Below are 16,658 nucleotides of genomic sequence, written 5' to 3'. Positions count from 1 at the left end.
GGCCTGGCCCCACCCTACTGTCGCACTGCCATAATCAATGGCGCAGGCCGCGCGAAGTTTTTTACGCGCGGTCAAACTCTGGCCGTCTTGACGCGCCAGTCTGTTCCCATCGACGGCCAATGCCAAAGACCGACTGAAAAGGAACGACACATGACCGACAAACGCTGGATGAAATCCGTGAAAGCCGAAGCCGAAACCTGCACGACCAAGATGCCATGGGAGCGCGGCCTGCGCCGTCAGGCCATGATCGCCCGCCGTCTGGAGGCCGAGGACCGCTGCGCCAAGATCACCCTGCCGCCGCTGCCCGCCTTCATGACGCTCGACGCCGCCGGCTAAACCACACCTCATTTTCTTCAGTCGGCAAACAAGCCGCGCAGGTCCTCCCCCTGCGCGGCTTTTTCGTGCGCAGGGCCGAACACGACATTCAGGGCGCGATTCGCCCGTATGCGACCCGATTTCCCCGCGTGGCAGCCCGAATTATGGCAGCAGCGTCCACGCCCCGGCGACAATCCCGACCCGGCCAACAGGATTGATGCGCCCGCGCCGCAAATCATCGAAAACCTTTGACGATCCTGCCCCGATTGCGTCACATTTGGTCCAACAGCAACAACTCCTCAGATGTTGTCGGTGGGGCCGGCAGATGAGAGCGACCGAAAGGTTACTCTGATGAAAACGACCCCACGCACCGCCGAAGGCCTCTCGGCGGACACCCATACCTCTCCGGCCCGCATGGGACGGATCGCTAGTCCAGATGGGCAACCTCTCCGCACACGGCCTCTGATGCGGAAATACGAGGTTGCCCACCTGACCTCCTCCGGTGATATCGACGACTTTACCCGCATCGCCCCCGCGACACCTGCGTTCGAGGACAGCTTCGCCGCCCTTGGCCGCGGTGCCATCGTGCAGACCGAAACCGGCCCTGTCGCGGTCGAGGATCTGCTGCCTGGCGACCGCGTGAAGACGACGACCAGCGGATACCAGACGCTGAAATGGCGCGGCGCGATGCAGATCGTGCCCGGCGCGCAGAACCACCGCCCGGAAATGGGCACGATGACGCGGATCACGGCGGATGCGCTCGGACCGGGCCGCCCGGGTCCCGACCTTGTGCTGGGGCCTGCGGCCCGGATGCTGCACCGCCACGCGGGCGTGCGCACTTTGACCGGCAACGACGCGGCTTTCGTCCCTGTCCGTGATTTCATCGACGGCGCCAGCATCATCGAGCTGCGCCCTATCGCCCCCGTCAGCGTCTATCAGCTTGGCTTTGACAGCCACGAGCGCATTTCCGTGAACGGCATCGAGGTCGAAACCCTCCACCCCGGCCCGCCCCACACGTTGCAAGTGAAACACGATATGCGCATGATCTTCATGTCCCTCTTCCCCCACAAACGCGACATCAACGCCTTCGGCACGATGTGCCACCCCCGGATCAGGCTGCGCGATCTGGATTTGTTCGCGGTGGCGTGAGGGGGGCTGGCAAGACGACCATGTGAGAAACGTCTTCAGTGCGGGACCTTGCTGCCGTTCGTTCTCGAAAGTCAAATTTCCGCATTCACGGTTTCTAGTGGTCTCGGTCGCACAAGTTGTGGTCGGCCAATGACGCCAACACGTAGCAATCCTCGGATACACCTTCACCGTCGCAGCCTTTCGATATCCGGCTGAGTTCCTTTTCAAGTGTTCTAAGACGTTTGATCTTCGCTCGTACCTCTTCAAGTTGGAACGTGGCAATGTCCGTTGCAGCCTCGCACGACCGGTCCGGATGCTCTTGTAATTCGATCAACGACGAAATCGCTTCAATCGAAAACCCAAGGTCACGCGCATGGCGGATGAAACTCAACCGCTCCAAACCAGCTTTGTCGTATCGTCGTTGGTTGCCGGATGTGCGTTCTGCCTCAGCCAATAATCCCATTTCCTCGTAATACCGGATGGTCGGAACCTTGACCTTTGTGCGCTTTGAAAGCTCGCCGATGGAAAACATGAAAAAAACCCCTTGAACCTCTAGTCACTAGAGACATTACACTATGAGCAAGCAAAGATGAAAGAGGATTCCCATGGCTGGTTGCTGCGGACATGATGCCAAGTTTGACGGCGTTTCAGATGACTATAAAAGACGGCTCTGGATCGTCATCGCGCTCAACGCGACGATGTTCTTTGTCGAGATGACAGCAGGTCATCTGGCCAAGTCTCAAGCATTGCAAGCCGACGCCCTCGACTTTGCGGGCGATGCTCTGACCTATGGCATTTCGCTTGCGGTTATCGGGGCATCGCTCCGCGCGAGAACGAACGCGGCATTGTTCAAAGGCGTCAGCCTTCTTCTGATGGGTCTTTGGGTGTTCGGATCGACGGTCTATCGCGTCTTCTATGTTGGCGTCCCCACCGCAGAGATCATGGGTATTGTTGGCTTTCTTGCGCTGCTCACCAATCTGGCAAGCGTCTTGCTGTTGGTGCGCTACAAGGACGGTGATGCCAATGTCCGATCGGTCTGGCTGTGTTCGCGCAATGACGCGATTGGGAATGTAGCAGTGATGTTTGCAGCGCTTGGTGTGTGGGGGACAGCAACGGGTTGGCCTGACCTGATCGTGGCAACCGTCATGGCCGGATTGTTCCTATCATCAGCCTTCCAGATCGTGCGCCAAGCCTTGGCAGAGCGGCGGGAAATTTCCGATCACAATCACGTCGAAGCATGATGCAGCCAGTCTTGATCGTCTTCGGTCTTGCGATCGCAGCAGCCACTCTAGCCGCGATACTTTGGTCTATCGCATACCCTGAGCATCGCCTTTGGCCGCCAAGGCGCTACACCAAGGCGACTCCTATTTTGGTTTGGGTTCCGACATTCACGCTATTCGGTATCCTGATCATCCTTGGGTTGATGAATTGGGGAAGCCTGCCAATCCCGACTTGGCTGCGGTTCGGTGTTGGCATTCCACTGATCATTGCTGGCAACGTCATCGTATGGTCAGAGGTGGCGCAATTCGGAATAGCCCAGACTGGCGGCGCGAAAGGATCGCTTCGAACGGGCGGCATGTATCGCTATTCGCGAAATCCACAGTACGTTGCAGATATTGCAATGATTGTCGGCTGGATTGTGCTTTGTGCGTCGTCTGAAGCGGCGCTCATCGGTCTTGCCGGAATAGCCGTTCTTTTCGCCGCGCCTTTCGCCGAAGAGCCGTGGCTCAAGGAGCAATACGGTTTCGCGTTCGAGAGCTACAGAGCAAAGGTCCGACGGTTCTTGTAGACAAATGACCAAATGCAAAGGCAGACCTTCGCCACGGTGCGGCATCTTGGTAGGTGTAGGCTCAGTCCCGACATTCGCCGCGCATGCCCCACCGTGGTGCTGCATCGGCTCCGTCTCATCACCCCCCATGTCACATCCGCAACACCCGCAGCCAAAAACCACCCGACTGCCTTTGCGTCGCCCTATTCCACAGTAACGTCGGCAGAATGACCTACGCCCGCGCCAACACCTTCGCCCTTTCGGGCATCTTCATCATCGCCATCACGCTGCTCGCGTGGGGGCAGCCGATGATCTGCACCTGTGGCTATGTCCGGTTCTGGATCGGGTCGATCTTCCATTCCGGCAACTCCCAGCATATCGCCGACTGGTACACGCTCAGCCACATCCTGCACGGGGTCCTCGTCGCCCTCGCCGGGCGGCTGCTTTTCCCGCGCATCCCCGGCCCGTGGCTGCTGGCCATCGTCGCCTTCACCGGCATCGCGTGGGAGATCGTGGAGCACACCGAATGGGTGCTGGGGGCCTTCCGCGCCACCACCATCAACCAGGGCTACTACGGCGATTCCGTGCTGAACGCCGTGGCCGATTACATCTGGATGCTGGGCGGTTATTTCGCCGCCCGCGCCCTGCCGACGCTCTGGGTCATCGTGGGCGTGCTGGTGCTGGAACTGACGGCTGCCTTGATCGGCCGCGACAGCCTGGCGCTCTCCACCCTGATGCTGATCTATCCGGTCGAGGCGGTGGAAAACTGGCAGCAGGATCTGAACCCGATGCGCGGCAACGGCAGCTAGATATCAGTTAACAAACTGTTAATAAATGAAAACCTTCCCCGTGGGGAAGGTCCGCCCGCTCACGCCTCTTTCGCCAGCCGCGCTTCGAGCACGTCGAACGGCACGCCCGGTTCGTCTTTCGACCCGCGGATCACCAGCGAGGTCTTGACCGACGCCACGTTCGGCGCGCTCGTCAATTCCTCCGTCAGGAACCGCTGGAAACTGCGCAGGTCGGGGGCTACGCATTTCAGGATGAAATCCACCTCACCGTTCAGCATGTGGCACTCGCGCACCAACGGCCAGCCGTCACAGCGTTTCTCGAAGGCGCTCAGATCCGCCTCCGCCTGACTGACCAGCCCGACCATCGCGAAGACCTGCACCTCGAACCCCAGCGACCGGGCGTCGACATCCGCGTGGTACCCGCGGATATAGCCCGCTTCCTCCAGCGTGCGCACACGGCGCAGGCACGGCGGCGCGGAAATGCCGACCCGCTTGGCCAGTTCGACGTTGGTCATGCGGCCGTCGGCCTGCAGTTCGGCCAGAATCATCCTGTCGATCTCGTCTAGCTTCTGGCCCGGCATCGGTGTCTCCCGCCTCCTAATATCATTACGATAACTACGCAAAAGCACCGAACAGCGCAACAATATTTCAGACCTACGCAAGATGTGCAAAAAATCGACGCGGCAGCGGCCCTCTTCACCTTCGCTGTTTCGCGTCCTATATCGGGTGCCAGCGACATTGGGGGACCAGCATGACCGACACGCGCCACACCAAAGTTCTGATCGTCGGCTCCGGCCCCGCGGGCTATACCGCGGGCGTCTATGCCGCGCGCGCGATGCTGTCCCCCGTCCTGCTGCAGGGGATCGAACCCGGCGGCCAGTTGACCACCACCACCGAGGTCGAGAACTGGCCCGGCGACACGCAGGTGCAGGGCCCCGACCTCATGGTGCGGATGGAGGCCCACGCCCGCGAGATGGGCTGTGAGATCATCGGCGACATCGTCACCGCACTCGACCTGTCCAAGCGCCCCTTCACCGCGCAGACCGACAGCGGCACCGTCTGGACCGCCGACGCCGTGATCCTGTGCACCGGCGCCCGCGCCAAGTGGTTGGGCCTGCCGTCGGAGGAGAAATTCAAGGGCTTCGGCGTCTCGGCCTGCGCCACCTGCGACGGCTTTTTCTACCGCGGGCAAGAGATCGTCGTGGTCGGCGGCGGCAACACCGCCGTGGAAGAGGCGCTGTTCCTGACCAATTTCGCCTCCAAGGTCACGCTAGTGCACCGCCGCGATGAACTCCGCGCCGAAATGATCCTGCAGGACCGCCTGAAGAAGAACCCCAAGATCGAACCACTCTGGTTCCACGAGGTCGAGGAGGTCACCGGCACCGAAAACCCGCTGGGCGTCGAGGCCGTGCGCGTCAGGCACACCAAGACCGGCGAAATCACCGAAATACCAGCCAAAGGCATCTTCATCGCCATCGGCCACGCCCCCGCCTCCGAACTGGTCAAGGACCAGCTGGAAACCCACAACGGCGGCTACGTCAAGGTGACCCCCGGCACCACCCGCACCGCCATCCCCGGCGTCTTCGCGGCGGGCGACCTGACCGATCACATCTACCGTCAAGCCGTCACATCCGCCGGGATGGGCTGCATGGCAGCACTCGACGCGGAAAAATTCCTCGCCGAAAGCGCCGATACGGATGTGGAAAAAGACACCACGCTGCCGCTGGGTTACGGCGCACCGCAGGACGCTGCCGAATGATCAAGCTCGTCACGGCTCTGGGTCTTCTGGCCTGCGGAACCACAGCGCAGGCCGATTGGCTTTGCGGTGCCGACGATCTGAACGCCGAGGGCAAACTCGCCTTCGGTCCCGGCCCGTTCACGGTCACGCAATCGCCGCTGACCTTTGGTTTCGTAGGGTTCGCGCCGCTGCCGCTTGACCCGATGGACCCGGACGTGGCGACACCGGACTGGCCCGGCACAGTCCTTGCCGAAGGCATGACCGACAACTACCCCGGCGCGATCCTGGTCGTCTCCGTGCGGCAGGTCGAAGGACAGACACTTGCCTTTACCCATGCCGCGAAAACACCGGAGAGTACGCTGCCGCAGGAACCCGACCGCGCACCGGTGACGTGCCGACCGCAGGATTGACGCGAGATCGTCACGGTCCGCCCGCCGTCATCCCGCCATGGCGGCCAAACCGGGCCAGGTCCGGTCACCTTCCGCGATAAAGCCGGGAATATCGGCCTCCCACTTCTGCTGGATGCCCGACGAATAATTCATGTAAAGCTTCCCGTCGACGATCCGCCACGCCTCCGGCGTCGTCGAAAACAGCTGGCCTTTCGCGGCCACGGCCCAGGCGCAGAACCCGCCGTATTGCGGGGCATAGGCCTCCGGGTCGCTCAGGAACGTCTCGCGGTTTTCCGCGGACGCGAAATGCCAGGTGGCATCGTTCCACATCGCCGCGAAATCCGCCGACCCTGCGACGGCCTCTCCTTGGGTGAAATAGGCCACCGGGTCGGTGCCGCGGATCGCGATCCCGTCCGCGTCGGTATAGACGGCACTGCCGGTAAAATCCTCCGGTGCCAGCAGCCTGACGGCGACAAAGGCACCGCCTGCGGCGATACCTGCAAGTCCGGCACCGGCAATCAGGGTGCGGCGGTTGATGACTGACATGATCGGCCTCCTTGCGATCAGCATGACGCATGCCCGCCCGGCGATCCACCCACGCCGCGACACGTTCCGGTGACGCTCTGTAACACGCAAAGCGTCAGACCCATTTCCAGGCGGCCGCAGCACATCGGGTGCCACGGGCGCCCCGCGTCACTGCGCGTGGTGCATTTCCTGACCACGCCCGCCACAATTCACCAAATCCGCACGCGCGCGCTTGAAACTGGCCACATTCCCCGGCTACCACGCGCGCAACAGTCTCAAATTCACGAGTAGTCAGCCAAAATGTCCCAGACCCTCGCCCCGATCCCGGAACTCTACGTCTCCTACGACTCCGCGCAAAAGCTGAAGGCAGAGGCGGCGGATCTGACCAGCCACGATCTGACCCCGCGCCAGATCTGCGATCTGGAATTGCTGATGAACGGCGGCTTCAACCCGCTCAAGGGGTTTCTGGGAAAGGACGACTACGACAGCGTCGTCGACACGATGCGCCTGACCGACGGCCAGCTTTGGCCGATGCCGATCACGCTCGACGTGTCCGAGACATTTGCAGATACCGTAGCGGTCGGACAGGACATCGCGCTCCGCGATCAGGAGGGCGTGATCCTCGCCACGATGACGATCACCGACAAGTGGGAACCGAACAAGTCGCATGAGGCAGCTTCGGTCTTCGGGGCCGACGACAGCGCCCACCCGGCGGTCAACTACCTGCACAACCAGGCCGGCAAGATCTACCTCGGCGGTCCGATCACGGGCATCCAGCAGCCTGTGCACTACGATTTCCGCGCGCGCCGCGACACGCCGAACGAGTTGCGCGCCTATTTCCGCAAGATGGGCTGGCGCAAGGTCGTGGCGTTCCAGACCCGAAACCCGCTGCACCGCGCGCATCAGGAACTGACCTTCCGCGCCGCGAAAGAGGCGCAGGCGAACCTGCTGATCCACCCCGTCGTCGGCATGACGAAACCCGGCGACATCGACCATTTCACCCGCGTGCGCTGCTACGAGGCGGTGCTGGATCAATACCCGTCATCGACCACCGCCATGTCGCTGCTGAACCTGGCCATGCGCATGGCCGGCCCGCGCGAGGCGGTGTGGCACGGGTTGATCCGCAAGAACCACGGCTGCACCCATTTCATCGTCGGTCGCGACCACGCCGGCCCCGGCAAGAATTCCGCCGGTGACGATTTCTATGGCCCCTACGACGCGCAGGACCTGTTCCGTGAACATCAGGACGAGATGGGCATCGAGATGGTCGACTTCAAACACATGGTCTATGTGCAGGACCGCGCGCAGTACGAACCCGCCGACGAAATCAAGGACGCCGAAGATGTCACGATCCTGAACATCTCCGGCACCGAACTCCGCCGCCGTCTGGCCGAGGGGCTGGAAATCCCCGAATGGTTCAGCTTTCCCGCGGTGGTCGAGGAGTTGCGCAAATCCCGCCCTCCACGCGCGAAACAGGGCTTCACCGTGTTCTTCACCGGCTTCTCCGGCTCCGGCAAATCCACCATCGCCAATGCGCTAATGGTCAAGCTGATGGAAATGGGCGGCCGACCCGTCACGCTGCTCGACGGTGATATCGTGCGGAAAAACCTGTCGTCGGAACTGGGATTCTCGAAGGAGCACCGCGATCTCAACATCCGCCGGATCGGCTATGTCGCCAGCGAGATCACGAAAAACGGCGGCATTGCCATCTGTGCGCCCATCGCCCCCTATGCCACGACCCGCCGCGCGGTCCGCGAGGAGATCGAGGCTTTCGGTGCCTTCATCGAATGCCATGTCGCAACGAGTATCGAGGAATGCGAACGCCGTGACCGCAAGGGCCTCTACAAGCTGGCCCGCGAAGGCAAGATCAAGGAATTTACCGGCATTTCAGACCCTTACGACGTGCCTGAAAACCCCGAACTGCGGCTTGAGACCGAAAGCGTCGAGGTCGACAACTGCGCCCATCAGGTGATCCTGAAGCTGGAAAGCATGGGTCTGATCAAGGCCTGACTTTGAATGAAGGGCGTCGCCGCCGGTGTCCGTCTTCTTTTGGTCGGAAATACCTCACAGGGGTGCGGGGGTGTGAAACCCCCGCGCGGCCCGGCACGGGCCGCCCCCCGGGCGACGCGCACGGCGCGGCGCAAAACCTGCACCCTAGATTCTATCCGCGGGAGGACGGCAACGAACCGTGCCTAGTGCACCGTCACCGGCTGCAGGTTATTTTCGCGCGCCAGATGAAAGGCCAGCCTGCGGTTCGCGACCAGCGCCAGTTGCGCGCCGTTCTCGTCATGCACCGAAAACAGCGTTTCCAGATCGCCGACCTCGTCCTGCACCTCTTGCGGCAGATCGGAGGCGGCGACGGACTTCACATAGACGATGTTCTGATCGACCTTGTCGAATTTCACTTTGGTATCCATGACCTTATCCTTTCCTGATCGCAATCGTCTGAACAACGCGGTCGGGCACCGCGCGGTTCAGATCGACGTGCAGCAGCCCGTTCTCCATCCGCGCCTCGCCCACGTCCACGCCATCGGCCAGAACGAATGATTTTTGGAACTGCCGCCCGGCGATACCGCGGTGCAGGAACACCCGGCCCGCGCTGTCGTCGGTCTGCCGCCCGCGCACGACAAGCTGGTTGTCCTCCAGCGTGATCGCCAGATCGTCCTCAGCAAAACCGGCCACGGCCAGCGTGATCCGATAGGACGTCTCGGAGGTCTGTTCGATATTGTAGGGCGGATAGCCGTCATTGCCGGTCTTCGCCGTGCGTTCAACCAGCCGTTCGAGTTGTTCAAATCCCAGCAGGAACGGATGCGTTCCCAAAGCCATCTTCGTCATGTGACACGTCCTTATACGTCAAGCGACTGTGTTGGTGCGGCCCCTTACGGCGACCATTGATCGAAATATGGGGTGCGGCAGTGACCGGTGCAAGGGCTGGCAAGGCCGTGCAGTGCTGCGGGGCAGCATAAATCGCTAGGCGGAATCGCCGGTTGCGGTTAGTATCGAGGCTCTTTTCAGGGCAGCAACGGGCGATACGCATGAACACCTCCACCAAGATGGAACAGCAAGAGGTCCTGCGGGTGGAACTGGCGGTGCTGCGGCAGGAACACCGCGACCTGGACGACGCGATTCACGCGCTGCACGCCAAGGGCACGCCCGACATGCTGACCCTACAGCGGCTCAAACGGCAGAAACTGGCGCTCAAGGACCAGATCGCCCGGATCGAGGACCGCCTGACCCCCGATATCATCGCCTGAGACCCGTTGCGCACGACCGCGCCGTGGCTATAGTGCCGCTTCCCGTCGCAGCAGGCCAACTGACATGACACATCCCTCCGTCGGCATCATCATGGGCAGCCAGTCCGACTGGCCCACCATGCGTGAAGCGGCCGAAATTCTCGACACCCTCGGCGTGGCGCACGAGACCCGGATCGTTTCGGCGCACCGCACGCCAGACCGTCTTTGGGAGTATGGCAAAACGGCGGTGGACCGTGGCTTGCAGGTGATCATCGCAGGCGCGGGCGGCGCCGCCCACCTGCCCGGCATGATGGCCTCGAAAACCCGCATCCCCGTAATCGGCGTGCCGGTGCAGACCAGGGCGCTTTCCGGTGTCGACAGTCTCTATTCCATCCTGCAAATGCCGCGCGGTTACCCCGTCGCCACCATGGCCATCGGGGCTGCGGGCGCGGCGAATGCGGGGTTGATGGCCGCCGGCATCCTTGCCTTGCAGGACGCCGACCTTGCCGCGCGGCTGGACCGGTGGCGCGCCGAGCTGTCCTGCTCGATCCCGGATACGCCCACCAATGACTGAGGCGCTCAAACCCGGTGGAACCATCGGTATTCTGGGCGGCGGACAGCTGGGCCGGATGCTGTCGGTTGCGGCGGCCCGCCTTGGCTTCAAGACCTGTGTGTTCGAGCCGGGCGGCGATTGCCCCGCGTCGCACGTCGCAAACTTCCACATAAAAGCCGGCTATGACGACACCGACGCCCTGTGCCGGTTCGGCCAGTCCTGCGATGTCGTCACCTATGAGTTCGAGAATATTCCGACCAGCGCGCTCGACCTGCTGGAAACGCTCGCTCCGATTCACCCCGGTCGGCAGGCCCTTGCCACGTCACAGGACCGGCTGACCGAAAAGACGTTCCTGAACGATCTGGGGCTGGCCACCACACCCTTCGCCGACGTGCCCGACATGGCGGCGCTGACGATGGCGCTCGACCGGATCGGCACGCCCGCCATCCTGAAAACCCGCACCATGGGCTATGATGGCAAGGGGCAGGCCCGGATCATGGCCCCCGATCAGGCCAAAGCGGCCTTTGCCGACATGGCAGGCGCGCCAGCGATCCTCGAAGGCTTTGTCGATTTCAGTCACGAGGTCTCGGTCATCGCCGCGCGTAATGCCGCCGGGCAGGTCGCCTGCTATGACCCGGGCGAGAACGTGCACCGGGGCGGCATCCTGCACACGACGACCGTGCCCGCTAGGCTGACGGCAACCCAGCGCACGGACGCCGTGCTGATCGCCGCCCGTATCCTGAACGCGCTGGACTACGTCGGCGTCATGGGGGTTGAGCTGTTCGTGACCCCGCAGGCGCTGATCGTGAACGAGATCGCGCCGCGCGTGCACAACTCCGGCCACTGGACACAGAACGGCTGCCTGATCGACCAGTTCGAACAGCACATCCGCGCCGTCGCGGGCTGGCCGCTGGGCGACGGTGCGCGCCACGCGAACGTCACCATGGAGAACCTGATCGGCGATGACATGGACCGTGTGGCCGAGATCGCCGCGACAGACGCCGCGCTTCACCTCTACGGCAAGGTCGAGGCGAAGCCGGGCCGCAAGATGGGGCATGTAAACCGGGTGACAGGGGCGGTGTGAGGGCAGTTGGGCCTTACGCAGATTGGAATAGCGTTAGGCCGATCAGAAGCATTTACCATCGCTGAGCCGGTCAATACTGACGTCCCTTGGCTCGTGATTGACCTAGAATGCTGACGTCCCGTTGCGGGGAAGAGGCGGAGACTGGTCGTTCGCTAGGGCCCGACTTGAAATCTGCTACGCGGGACTTTGCTGCTGTTCGAACAGATTCAACTTATGTGTGGTTTATACAGTTTCACCAGCCACATGAACTTGATTTGAGATAGAGACACTGCCATCTCCAATACAAGATTGCGCTGAAAGGAACATCGGGCATGAAAGCGGTTAAGTGGCTCGTTGTTATCGTCGCATTCCTCTTTCTTGCCGTCTTTTTGCTAGCGTACTTTACCCCTGCCGCATATTTGAAGATTTTCAGCGAAGTGGGTGTTTGGCCGATCTCGCTAACTTGGTCTGTAAACAATGCAAGCGAACACCTTGAAAACGCGCCTCTCAAATACTGCGAAGACCCATTTCTCCTTTCTTGGCAAGGCAGCTTCGGTGAAATTAGATTGCTCCCAGAGCATGTCACCCCTCCGGAAGCCGACGAATACACAAAACTAATCTTGGGTCGAACAGATATTATAAATGAAAGTAGAAGTGCTGCACTAACCGCGATGTCGAATTTCAATTCTCAGCTTATCGCTCGTTGCTTCTAGCTGACGCAAAAGCGGACCTTGGCTTCAACGCAGAAAAGCTGCTCGATGGGCTTATTCCTGCTTTTCACGGCGAGACGTTCCCAATAACTGCTATGGACCGACCGCTGCGCTCGCATCCCCTGTCGGACTCCTCTAAAGCCGACGCAACAACACGCCGCCCACCCCGCTCAATCCAGCCCGAACACCACATCCCCGATGCTCAGCCCGCGCTGGAACCGGCCGTCGGTCAGGAACGCCTGCACCTGTGCGATCACCAGCGGGTTGTTCATCATGAAGGTATGCGTGACCGGCAGCACGATGTGGTCGGTCATGCCCTCCAGCCGGGTCGAGGCGACAGAGACCTTGCCGTCGTCGGGCCCCTCGATCAGCGAGGAATAGACCGGGTTCAGGCTGGCGTCGCCTGCGATGATCCCGATCTCGTAGGGCACCGCATCCAGTGAGTTGGGCACGGAGGTGATCCCGGCGTCGATCTGGTCGGCGGTGCCAAGCTGCAGCCCCGCCGGGCCGTGCACCCACTCGAAGGGTTCGAAGTCACCGAAGATGTCGACCAGTTCCGACCCGTGGTTCGGCGGGGCCAGCATCACCACGCGGCCCATCTTTTCGGGGCGTTCCTCCGACAACCAGGCGCGCACCAGGATGCCGCCCATCGAGTGCGTCACGAAATTCACCCGTTTGTCGCCACAGGCCGCCACATCCGCCGGCACCGTCTCGCGCACCAGCATCTCGATGGGTTGGTCGGTCGAAGGATAGCCGGTGTTGACGACCTGATAGCCCGCCGATTCCAGCACCGCCGCCATCGGGGCCAGCGACACCTCGGACCGGGCCAACCCGTGCAGCAGCACCACGCATTCGTCCGTGGTGCGTGGCTCGGCATGCACGAGGCTCTGCGCGATGGGCGCGCAGCCCAGAAGCGTCAGACTGATGATCGCAAATCGTTTCATACCCCATAGGTAACACCGCCAGACCCAAAAGGAAGGTCAGCCGATCCTGACCTTGCGTCTTTCTGCGCGGCGGCCCAGCATCACGCCATGCTCCGCCCGCCCCGCCTTGCCGTCCGCGCGATCCTGCTGCACGAAAACCGTCTGCTGCTGGTGAATGCCTGGAAAGGCAGCGACCGGCTGCTTTGCGCGCCCGGTGGCGGGGTGGAGCCGCACAGCAGCCTGCCCGACAACCTGATCCGCGAGGTGATGGAAGAGACGGGATTGCAAATTTCCGTCGGCGCACCCTGTCTGGTCAACGAGTTCCACGATCCCGACCACGACTTTCATCAGGTCGACGTCTATTTCCGCTGTCGGATCATATCCGGCGATCCGCATGGCGACTGGACCGACCCGGAAGGCATCGTGACGCACAGGCGGTGGGTCACCCGTACCGACATGGCCAGCCTGCGGGTCAAGCCCGACAGCCTCGCCGCCGTCGCCTGGCAGGACGCCGATGCGCCCGGCTACGACCCATTGGAGCCGATCCTGCGCTAGCGCCTGATCAGTGACACGGCGATTCCGCCCAGCACCAGTGCGCCCGCGATCAGCAGCCGCGCGCTCAGCGCCTCGTCCAGAAAGACCACGCCCGCCGCGACAGCGATGACCGGCACGCTCAACTGCGCGACGGCCGCTGTCGTCGTCGCCAGCCGCGGCAGGACCCGGTACCACAAGGCGTAGCCCAGCCCCGAGGTGACGGCCCCGGCCAGCACGGCCGTCGCCACACCGCCGACGGTGAGCGCCCCGGGTCCGGCCAGACCCAGCCCAAGCGCCACCAGCGGCAGGCACAGCACGAAGTTGACCGCCGTCGCCCCCAGCGCATCTGCCTCGCCCCGGCCCAGCAGCGTGTAGACGCCCCAGCCCACGCCCGCCGCGACCATCAGGAGCGATCCGGCAAGTGGCACGGCCGCGTCCCCGCCGGGCCACAACAACACCGCCAGACCCACCAGCGCGATCCCTGCCCCGGCCCAGCGCAGCGGCGTGATCCGCTGCCCCTCCACGATGGCCCAGCCGAACATGACGACCTGCAGCACACCGAACAGGATCAGCGCACCCAGCCCCGCATCGAGGCTGAGGTAGGCCGCGGAGAAACCGATCATATAGATCGTCAGTGCCACGGCCCCGCCGAACCGCTTGGCGCTGAGGACAGGCGGGAACGGCACCGACCCGCCAAGGACCAGCACCGCCAGCATCGCCGCCCCCGCCGCCGTGCGGATCGCGGCAAAGACCAGCGGGTCCATCCCGTATGTCGCGACACCGATCCGGTTCAGCACCGAATTCGCTGCAAAGGCGGTCATGACGAGAGACGTGAGAAGAAACAGCTGCATGACCGGCAGCTAGATTACGGATACCCCGGTGATGCAATCCCCGTCGCGCCGATGTGATACGACGGGATGCGAATGACGGTCAGTCAGACGATCCGCGCGAACAGACCCTTGCCTTGTCGGGTTACAGGCTTCACGGCTTGCCCGATCCTCATACACCAAACCTTTTCGGTGATGCGCAGCGATATGGGTTGTCGTTGCGAAGTCCGGTTCGGCCAGCGTGGTCTTGTACTGCGTGGCGAAGACGCTGGCGTTGCGCTGGTCGCGTTCGAACACACCAGCACAGGATTTTTCGGTGCTTGCTTCGGGCACGACGGAAAAGCCGCGCAAATCCAGTGCCTGATCGGGGCGATGAAATAAGAAAGGGCGCCCCGGTTTGGGACGCCCTCGGTGTTTGTGACGGTGATGCTTTCAGGCTCTTTTGCAAGCAAAAGACCTTGCCGCATCCAGCCGCGTTTGCCCTGCGGGCAAAACGCGTCTTACATCATGCCGCCCATGCCGCCCATGTCGGGCATGCCGCCGCCAGCGCCACCGGCACCTTCTTTCTGCGGCTTATCGGCGACCATCGCTTCGGTCGTGATCAGAAGACCGGCAACCGATGCGGCGTCCTGCAGCGCGGTGCGCACGACCTTTGCGGGGTCGATCACGCCGAACTTGAACATGTCGCCATATTCCTCGGTCTGGGCGTTGAAGCCATAGGTCTTGTCGTTGCTTTCGCGGATTTTGCCCGCAACGACCGATCCGTCCACGCCGGAGTTCTCGGCGATCTGACGCAGCGGCGCCTCGAGCGCCTTGCGGACGATGGAGATACCGACGTTCTGGTCGGAGTTCGCACCTTCCAGACCTTCCAGCACCTTGCCGGCCTGCACGAGGGCGACACCGCCACCCACGACGATGCCTTCCTGCACGGCCGCACGGGTCGCGTTCAGGGCGTCGTCGACACGATCCTTGCGTTCTTTCACTTCTACTTCGGACATGCCGCCGACGCGGATCACGGCAACACCACCGGCGAGCTTGGCCACACGTTCCTGCAGCTTCTCGCGATCGTAGTCGCTGTCGGTGGTTTCGATCTGCGCGCGGATCTGCGTGACCCGTGCCTCGATCTCGGCCTTGTCGCCGCCGCCGTCCACGATGGTGGTCTCGTCCTTGGTGATGTTCACCTTCTTGGCCGAACCCAGCATGTCGATCGTGACGTTCTCCAGCTTCATGCCCAGATCTTCGGAAATCACCTGACCGCCGGTCAGGATCGCGATGTCCTGCAGCATGGCCTTGCGGCGGTCACCGAAACCGGGAGCCTTGACGGCCGCGATCTTCAGACCACCGCGCAGCTTGTTCACGACGAGCGTGGCCAGGGCTTCACCCTCGACGTCCTCGGCGATGATCAGCAGGGGCTTGCCGGACTGGATCACGGATTCCAGCAGGGGTACCATCGGCTGCAGCGACGACAGCTTTTTCTCGTGCAGCAGGATGATCGCATCCTCCAGCTCGGCCGTCATCTTTTCGGTGTTGGTGGTGAAGTAGGGCGACAGGTAGCCGCGGTCGAACTGCATGCCTTCGACGACATCGGTTTCCGTTTCCAGACCCTTGTTTTCTTCAACGGTGATGACACCCTCGTTGCCGACTTTCTGCATCGCGTCGGCGATCTGACGACCGATTTCGGCTTCGCCGTTGGCGGAAATTGTGCCGACCTGCGCCACTTCGTCGCTGTCGGTTACGTCGCGTGCGGCGGCCTTGATGGCCTCGACGACTTTCAACGTCGCGAGGTCGATGCCGCGCTTGAGGTCCATCGGGTTCATACCGGCGGCGACGGATTTCATGCCTTCCTTGACGATGGCCTGCGCCAGAACCGTCGCGGTGGTGGTGCCGTCACCGGCTTCGTCGTTGGTGCGGGAAGCGACTTCCTTCACCATCTGCGCGCCCATGTTCTCGAACTTGTCTTCCAGCTCGATTTCCTTGGCAACGGACACACCGTCCTTGGTGATGCGCGGTGCGCCGAAGGATTTGTCGAGAACCACGTTGCGGCCCTTTGGCCCCAGCGTGACCTTTACGGCGTTGGCCAGTGTGTTGACACCTTTCAGCATGCGATTGCGTGCGTCGGTATCGAATTTGACGTCTTTAGCAGCCATTGTTCAGCTCCTTGAAT

22 protein-coding genes are annotated in these 16,658 nt (G+C 62.3%); 14 read left to right on the top strand and 8 right to left on the bottom strand.

All coding sequences use genetic code 11. The features are described 5' to 3' along the window. Nucleotides 1–150: 150 nt before the first annotated feature. The gene (locus AC04PH_RS05560) at nt 151–336 is read left to right on the top strand and encodes a hypothetical protein (RefSeq protein ID WP_483064751.1); all 186 of its coding nucleotides are present in this window, start codon (nt 151–153) and stop codon (nt 334–336) included. Nucleotides 337–666: 330 nt separating this feature from the next. Continuing rightward, complete coding sequence (locus AC04PH_RS05555; protein WP_483064750.1) at nt 667–1,464, top strand: Hint domain-containing protein; 798 nt, start codon at nt 667–669, stop codon at nt 1,462–1,464. A 94-nt stretch (nt 1,465–1,558) separates the two neighbouring features. Here AC04PH_RS05555 and AC04PH_RS05550 read toward each other — a convergent pair whose 3' ends face one another. Then, a complete protein-coding gene (locus AC04PH_RS05550) occupies nt 1,559–1,975 on the bottom strand; it encodes a MerR family transcriptional regulator (RefSeq protein WP_483064749.1) in 417 nt (138 codons plus the stop codon). Between the two features lie 73 nt (nt 1,976–2,048). Between AC04PH_RS05550 and AC04PH_RS05545 the strand changes: the two genes are divergently transcribed. The 3 genes from AC04PH_RS05545 to AC04PH_RS05535 all read left to right on the top strand — a co-directional run bounded on the left by AC04PH_RS05545 (nt 2,049) and on the right by AC04PH_RS05535 (nt 4,020). Continuing rightward, nucleotides 2,049–2,684 carry a cation efflux transmembrane domain-containing protein gene (locus tag AC04PH_RS05545; protein ID WP_483064748.1) on the top strand — a complete coding sequence of 212 codons (636 nt, stop codon included), beginning with the start codon at nt 2,049–2,051 and terminating at the stop codon, nt 2,682–2,684. Further along, on the top strand, nt 2,681–3,232 hold the full coding sequence (locus AC04PH_RS05540) for a methyltransferase family protein (protein ID WP_483064747.1): 552 nt from the start codon (nt 2,681–2,683) through the stop codon (nt 3,230–3,232). Before AC04PH_RS05545 ends, AC04PH_RS05540 begins: the two co-directional genes overlap by 4 nt. Before the next feature lie 206 nt (nt 3,233–3,438). Then, nucleotides 3,439–4,020 (top strand): DUF2585 family protein, encoded by a 582-nt coding sequence (locus AC04PH_RS05535; protein ID WP_483064746.1) that lies wholly within the window; start codon nt 3,439–3,441, stop codon nt 4,018–4,020. A 59-nt stretch (nt 4,021–4,079) separates the two neighbouring features. Here AC04PH_RS05535 and AC04PH_RS05530 read toward each other — a convergent pair whose 3' ends face one another. After that, nucleotides 4,080–4,580 (bottom strand): Lrp/AsnC family transcriptional regulator, encoded by a 501-nt coding sequence (locus AC04PH_RS05530; protein ID WP_483064745.1) that lies wholly within the window; start codon nt 4,578–4,580, stop codon nt 4,080–4,082. Between the two features lie 170 nt (nt 4,581–4,750). On the opposite strand from AC04PH_RS05530, the gene trxB reads away from it, so the two are divergent. After that, nucleotides 4,751–5,758 (top strand): thioredoxin-disulfide reductase, encoded by a 1,008-nt coding sequence (trxB, locus tag AC04PH_RS05525; RefSeq protein WP_483064744.1) that lies wholly within the window; start codon nt 4,751–4,753, stop codon nt 5,756–5,758. Beyond that, on the top strand, nt 5,755–6,147 hold the full coding sequence (locus AC04PH_RS05520) for a hypothetical protein (protein ID WP_483064743.1): 393 nt from the start codon (nt 5,755–5,757) through the stop codon (nt 6,145–6,147). The genes trxB and AC04PH_RS05520 overlap by 4 nt, the downstream gene beginning before the upstream one ends. Nucleotides 6,148–6,174: 27 nt before the next feature. On the opposite strand, the gene AC04PH_RS05515 is transcribed toward AC04PH_RS05520, so the two are convergent. Next, a complete protein-coding gene (locus tag AC04PH_RS05515) occupies nt 6,175–6,672 on the bottom strand; it encodes a YHS domain-containing (seleno)protein (protein WP_483064742.1) in 498 nt (165 codons plus the stop codon). Nucleotides 6,673–6,951: 279 nt separating this feature from the next. Between AC04PH_RS05515 and AC04PH_RS05510 the strand changes: the two genes are divergently transcribed. Beyond that, nucleotides 6,952–8,661, top strand: a complete 1,710-nt coding sequence (locus AC04PH_RS05510; RefSeq protein ID WP_483064741.1) for a bifunctional sulfate adenylyltransferase/adenylylsulfate kinase — start codon at nt 6,952–6,954, stop codon at nt 8,659–8,661. Nucleotides 8,662–8,843: 182 nt separating this feature from the next. On the opposite strand, the gene AC04PH_RS05505 is transcribed toward AC04PH_RS05510, so the two are convergent. Then, the gene (locus AC04PH_RS05505) at nt 8,844–9,068 is read right to left on the bottom strand and encodes a DUF1150 family protein (protein WP_483064740.1); all 225 of its coding nucleotides are present in this window, start codon (nt 9,066–9,068) and stop codon (nt 8,844–8,846) included. Nucleotides 9,069–9,072: 4 nt separating this feature from the next. After that, nucleotides 9,073–9,486, bottom strand: a complete 414-nt coding sequence (locus AC04PH_RS05500) for an Hsp20 family protein (protein ID WP_483064739.1) — start codon at nt 9,484–9,486, stop codon at nt 9,073–9,075. A gap of 200 nt (nt 9,487–9,686) precedes the next feature. Here AC04PH_RS05500 and AC04PH_RS05495 point away from each other — a divergent pair, with 200 nt between their 5' ends. The 4 genes from AC04PH_RS05495 (at nt 9,687) to AC04PH_RS05480 (ending at nt 12,213) form a co-directional block, all read left to right on the top strand. Beyond that, entirely contained in the window at nt 9,687–9,905 is a 219-nt protein-coding gene (locus AC04PH_RS05495) for a YdcH family protein (RefSeq protein WP_483064738.1), read from the top strand. Between the two features lie 64 nt (nt 9,906–9,969). Continuing rightward, nucleotides 9,970–10,458, top strand: a complete 489-nt coding sequence (gene purE, locus AC04PH_RS05490; RefSeq protein WP_483064737.1) for a 5-(carboxyamino)imidazole ribonucleotide mutase — start codon at nt 9,970–9,972, stop codon at nt 10,456–10,458. Beyond that, nucleotides 10,451–11,521 (top strand): 5-(carboxyamino)imidazole ribonucleotide synthase, encoded by a 1,071-nt coding sequence (locus AC04PH_RS05485; protein ID WP_483064736.1) that lies wholly within the window; start codon nt 10,451–10,453, stop codon nt 11,519–11,521. Before purE ends, AC04PH_RS05485 begins: the two co-directional genes overlap by 8 nt. A 311-nt stretch (nt 11,522–11,832) precedes the next feature. Beyond that, nucleotides 11,833–12,213: a hypothetical protein gene (locus AC04PH_RS05480; protein ID WP_483064735.1), complete on the top strand. Its 381-nt coding sequence runs from the start codon at nt 11,833–11,835 to the stop codon at nt 12,211–12,213. Between the two features lie 167 nt (nt 12,214–12,380). On the opposite strand, the gene AC04PH_RS05475 is transcribed toward AC04PH_RS05480, so the two are convergent. Continuing rightward, a complete protein-coding gene (locus AC04PH_RS05475) occupies nt 12,381–13,154 on the bottom strand; it encodes an alpha/beta fold hydrolase (protein WP_483064734.1) in 774 nt (257 codons plus the stop codon). A gap of 87 nt (nt 13,155–13,241) precedes the next feature. Between AC04PH_RS05475 and AC04PH_RS05470 the strand changes: the two genes are divergently transcribed. Then, on the top strand, nt 13,242–13,688 hold the full coding sequence (locus tag AC04PH_RS05470) for an NUDIX domain-containing protein (RefSeq protein ID WP_483064733.1): 447 nt from the start codon (nt 13,242–13,244) through the stop codon (nt 13,686–13,688). Here AC04PH_RS05470 and AC04PH_RS05465 read toward each other — a convergent pair. Then, on the bottom strand, nt 13,685–14,518 hold the full coding sequence (locus AC04PH_RS05465) for a DMT family transporter (protein WP_483064732.1): 834 nt from the start codon (nt 14,516–14,518) through the stop codon (nt 13,685–13,687). The genes AC04PH_RS05470 and AC04PH_RS05465 overlap by 4 nt on opposite strands. A gap of 72 nt (nt 14,519–14,590) precedes the next feature. On the opposite strand from AC04PH_RS05465, the gene AC04PH_RS05460 reads away from it, so the two are divergent. Further along, entirely contained in the window at nt 14,591–14,875 is a 285-nt protein-coding gene (locus AC04PH_RS05460; protein ID WP_483064731.1) for a hypothetical protein, read from the top strand. A gap of 119 nt (nt 14,876–14,994) precedes the next feature. Here AC04PH_RS05460 and groL read toward each other — a convergent pair whose 3' ends face one another. After that, nucleotides 14,995–16,641: a chaperonin GroEL gene (gene groL / locus AC04PH_RS05455; protein WP_483064730.1), complete on the bottom strand. Its 1,647-nt coding sequence runs from the start codon at nt 16,639–16,641 to the stop codon at nt 14,995–14,997. Between the last annotated feature and the right edge of the window lie 17 nt (nt 16,642–16,658).

It is taken from the genome of Yoonia sp. KMU-150 (assembly GCF_056858355.1).
Note: the sequence above shows the minus strand (reverse complement) of the source record. Positions and strands in the feature narration are given on the sequence as shown.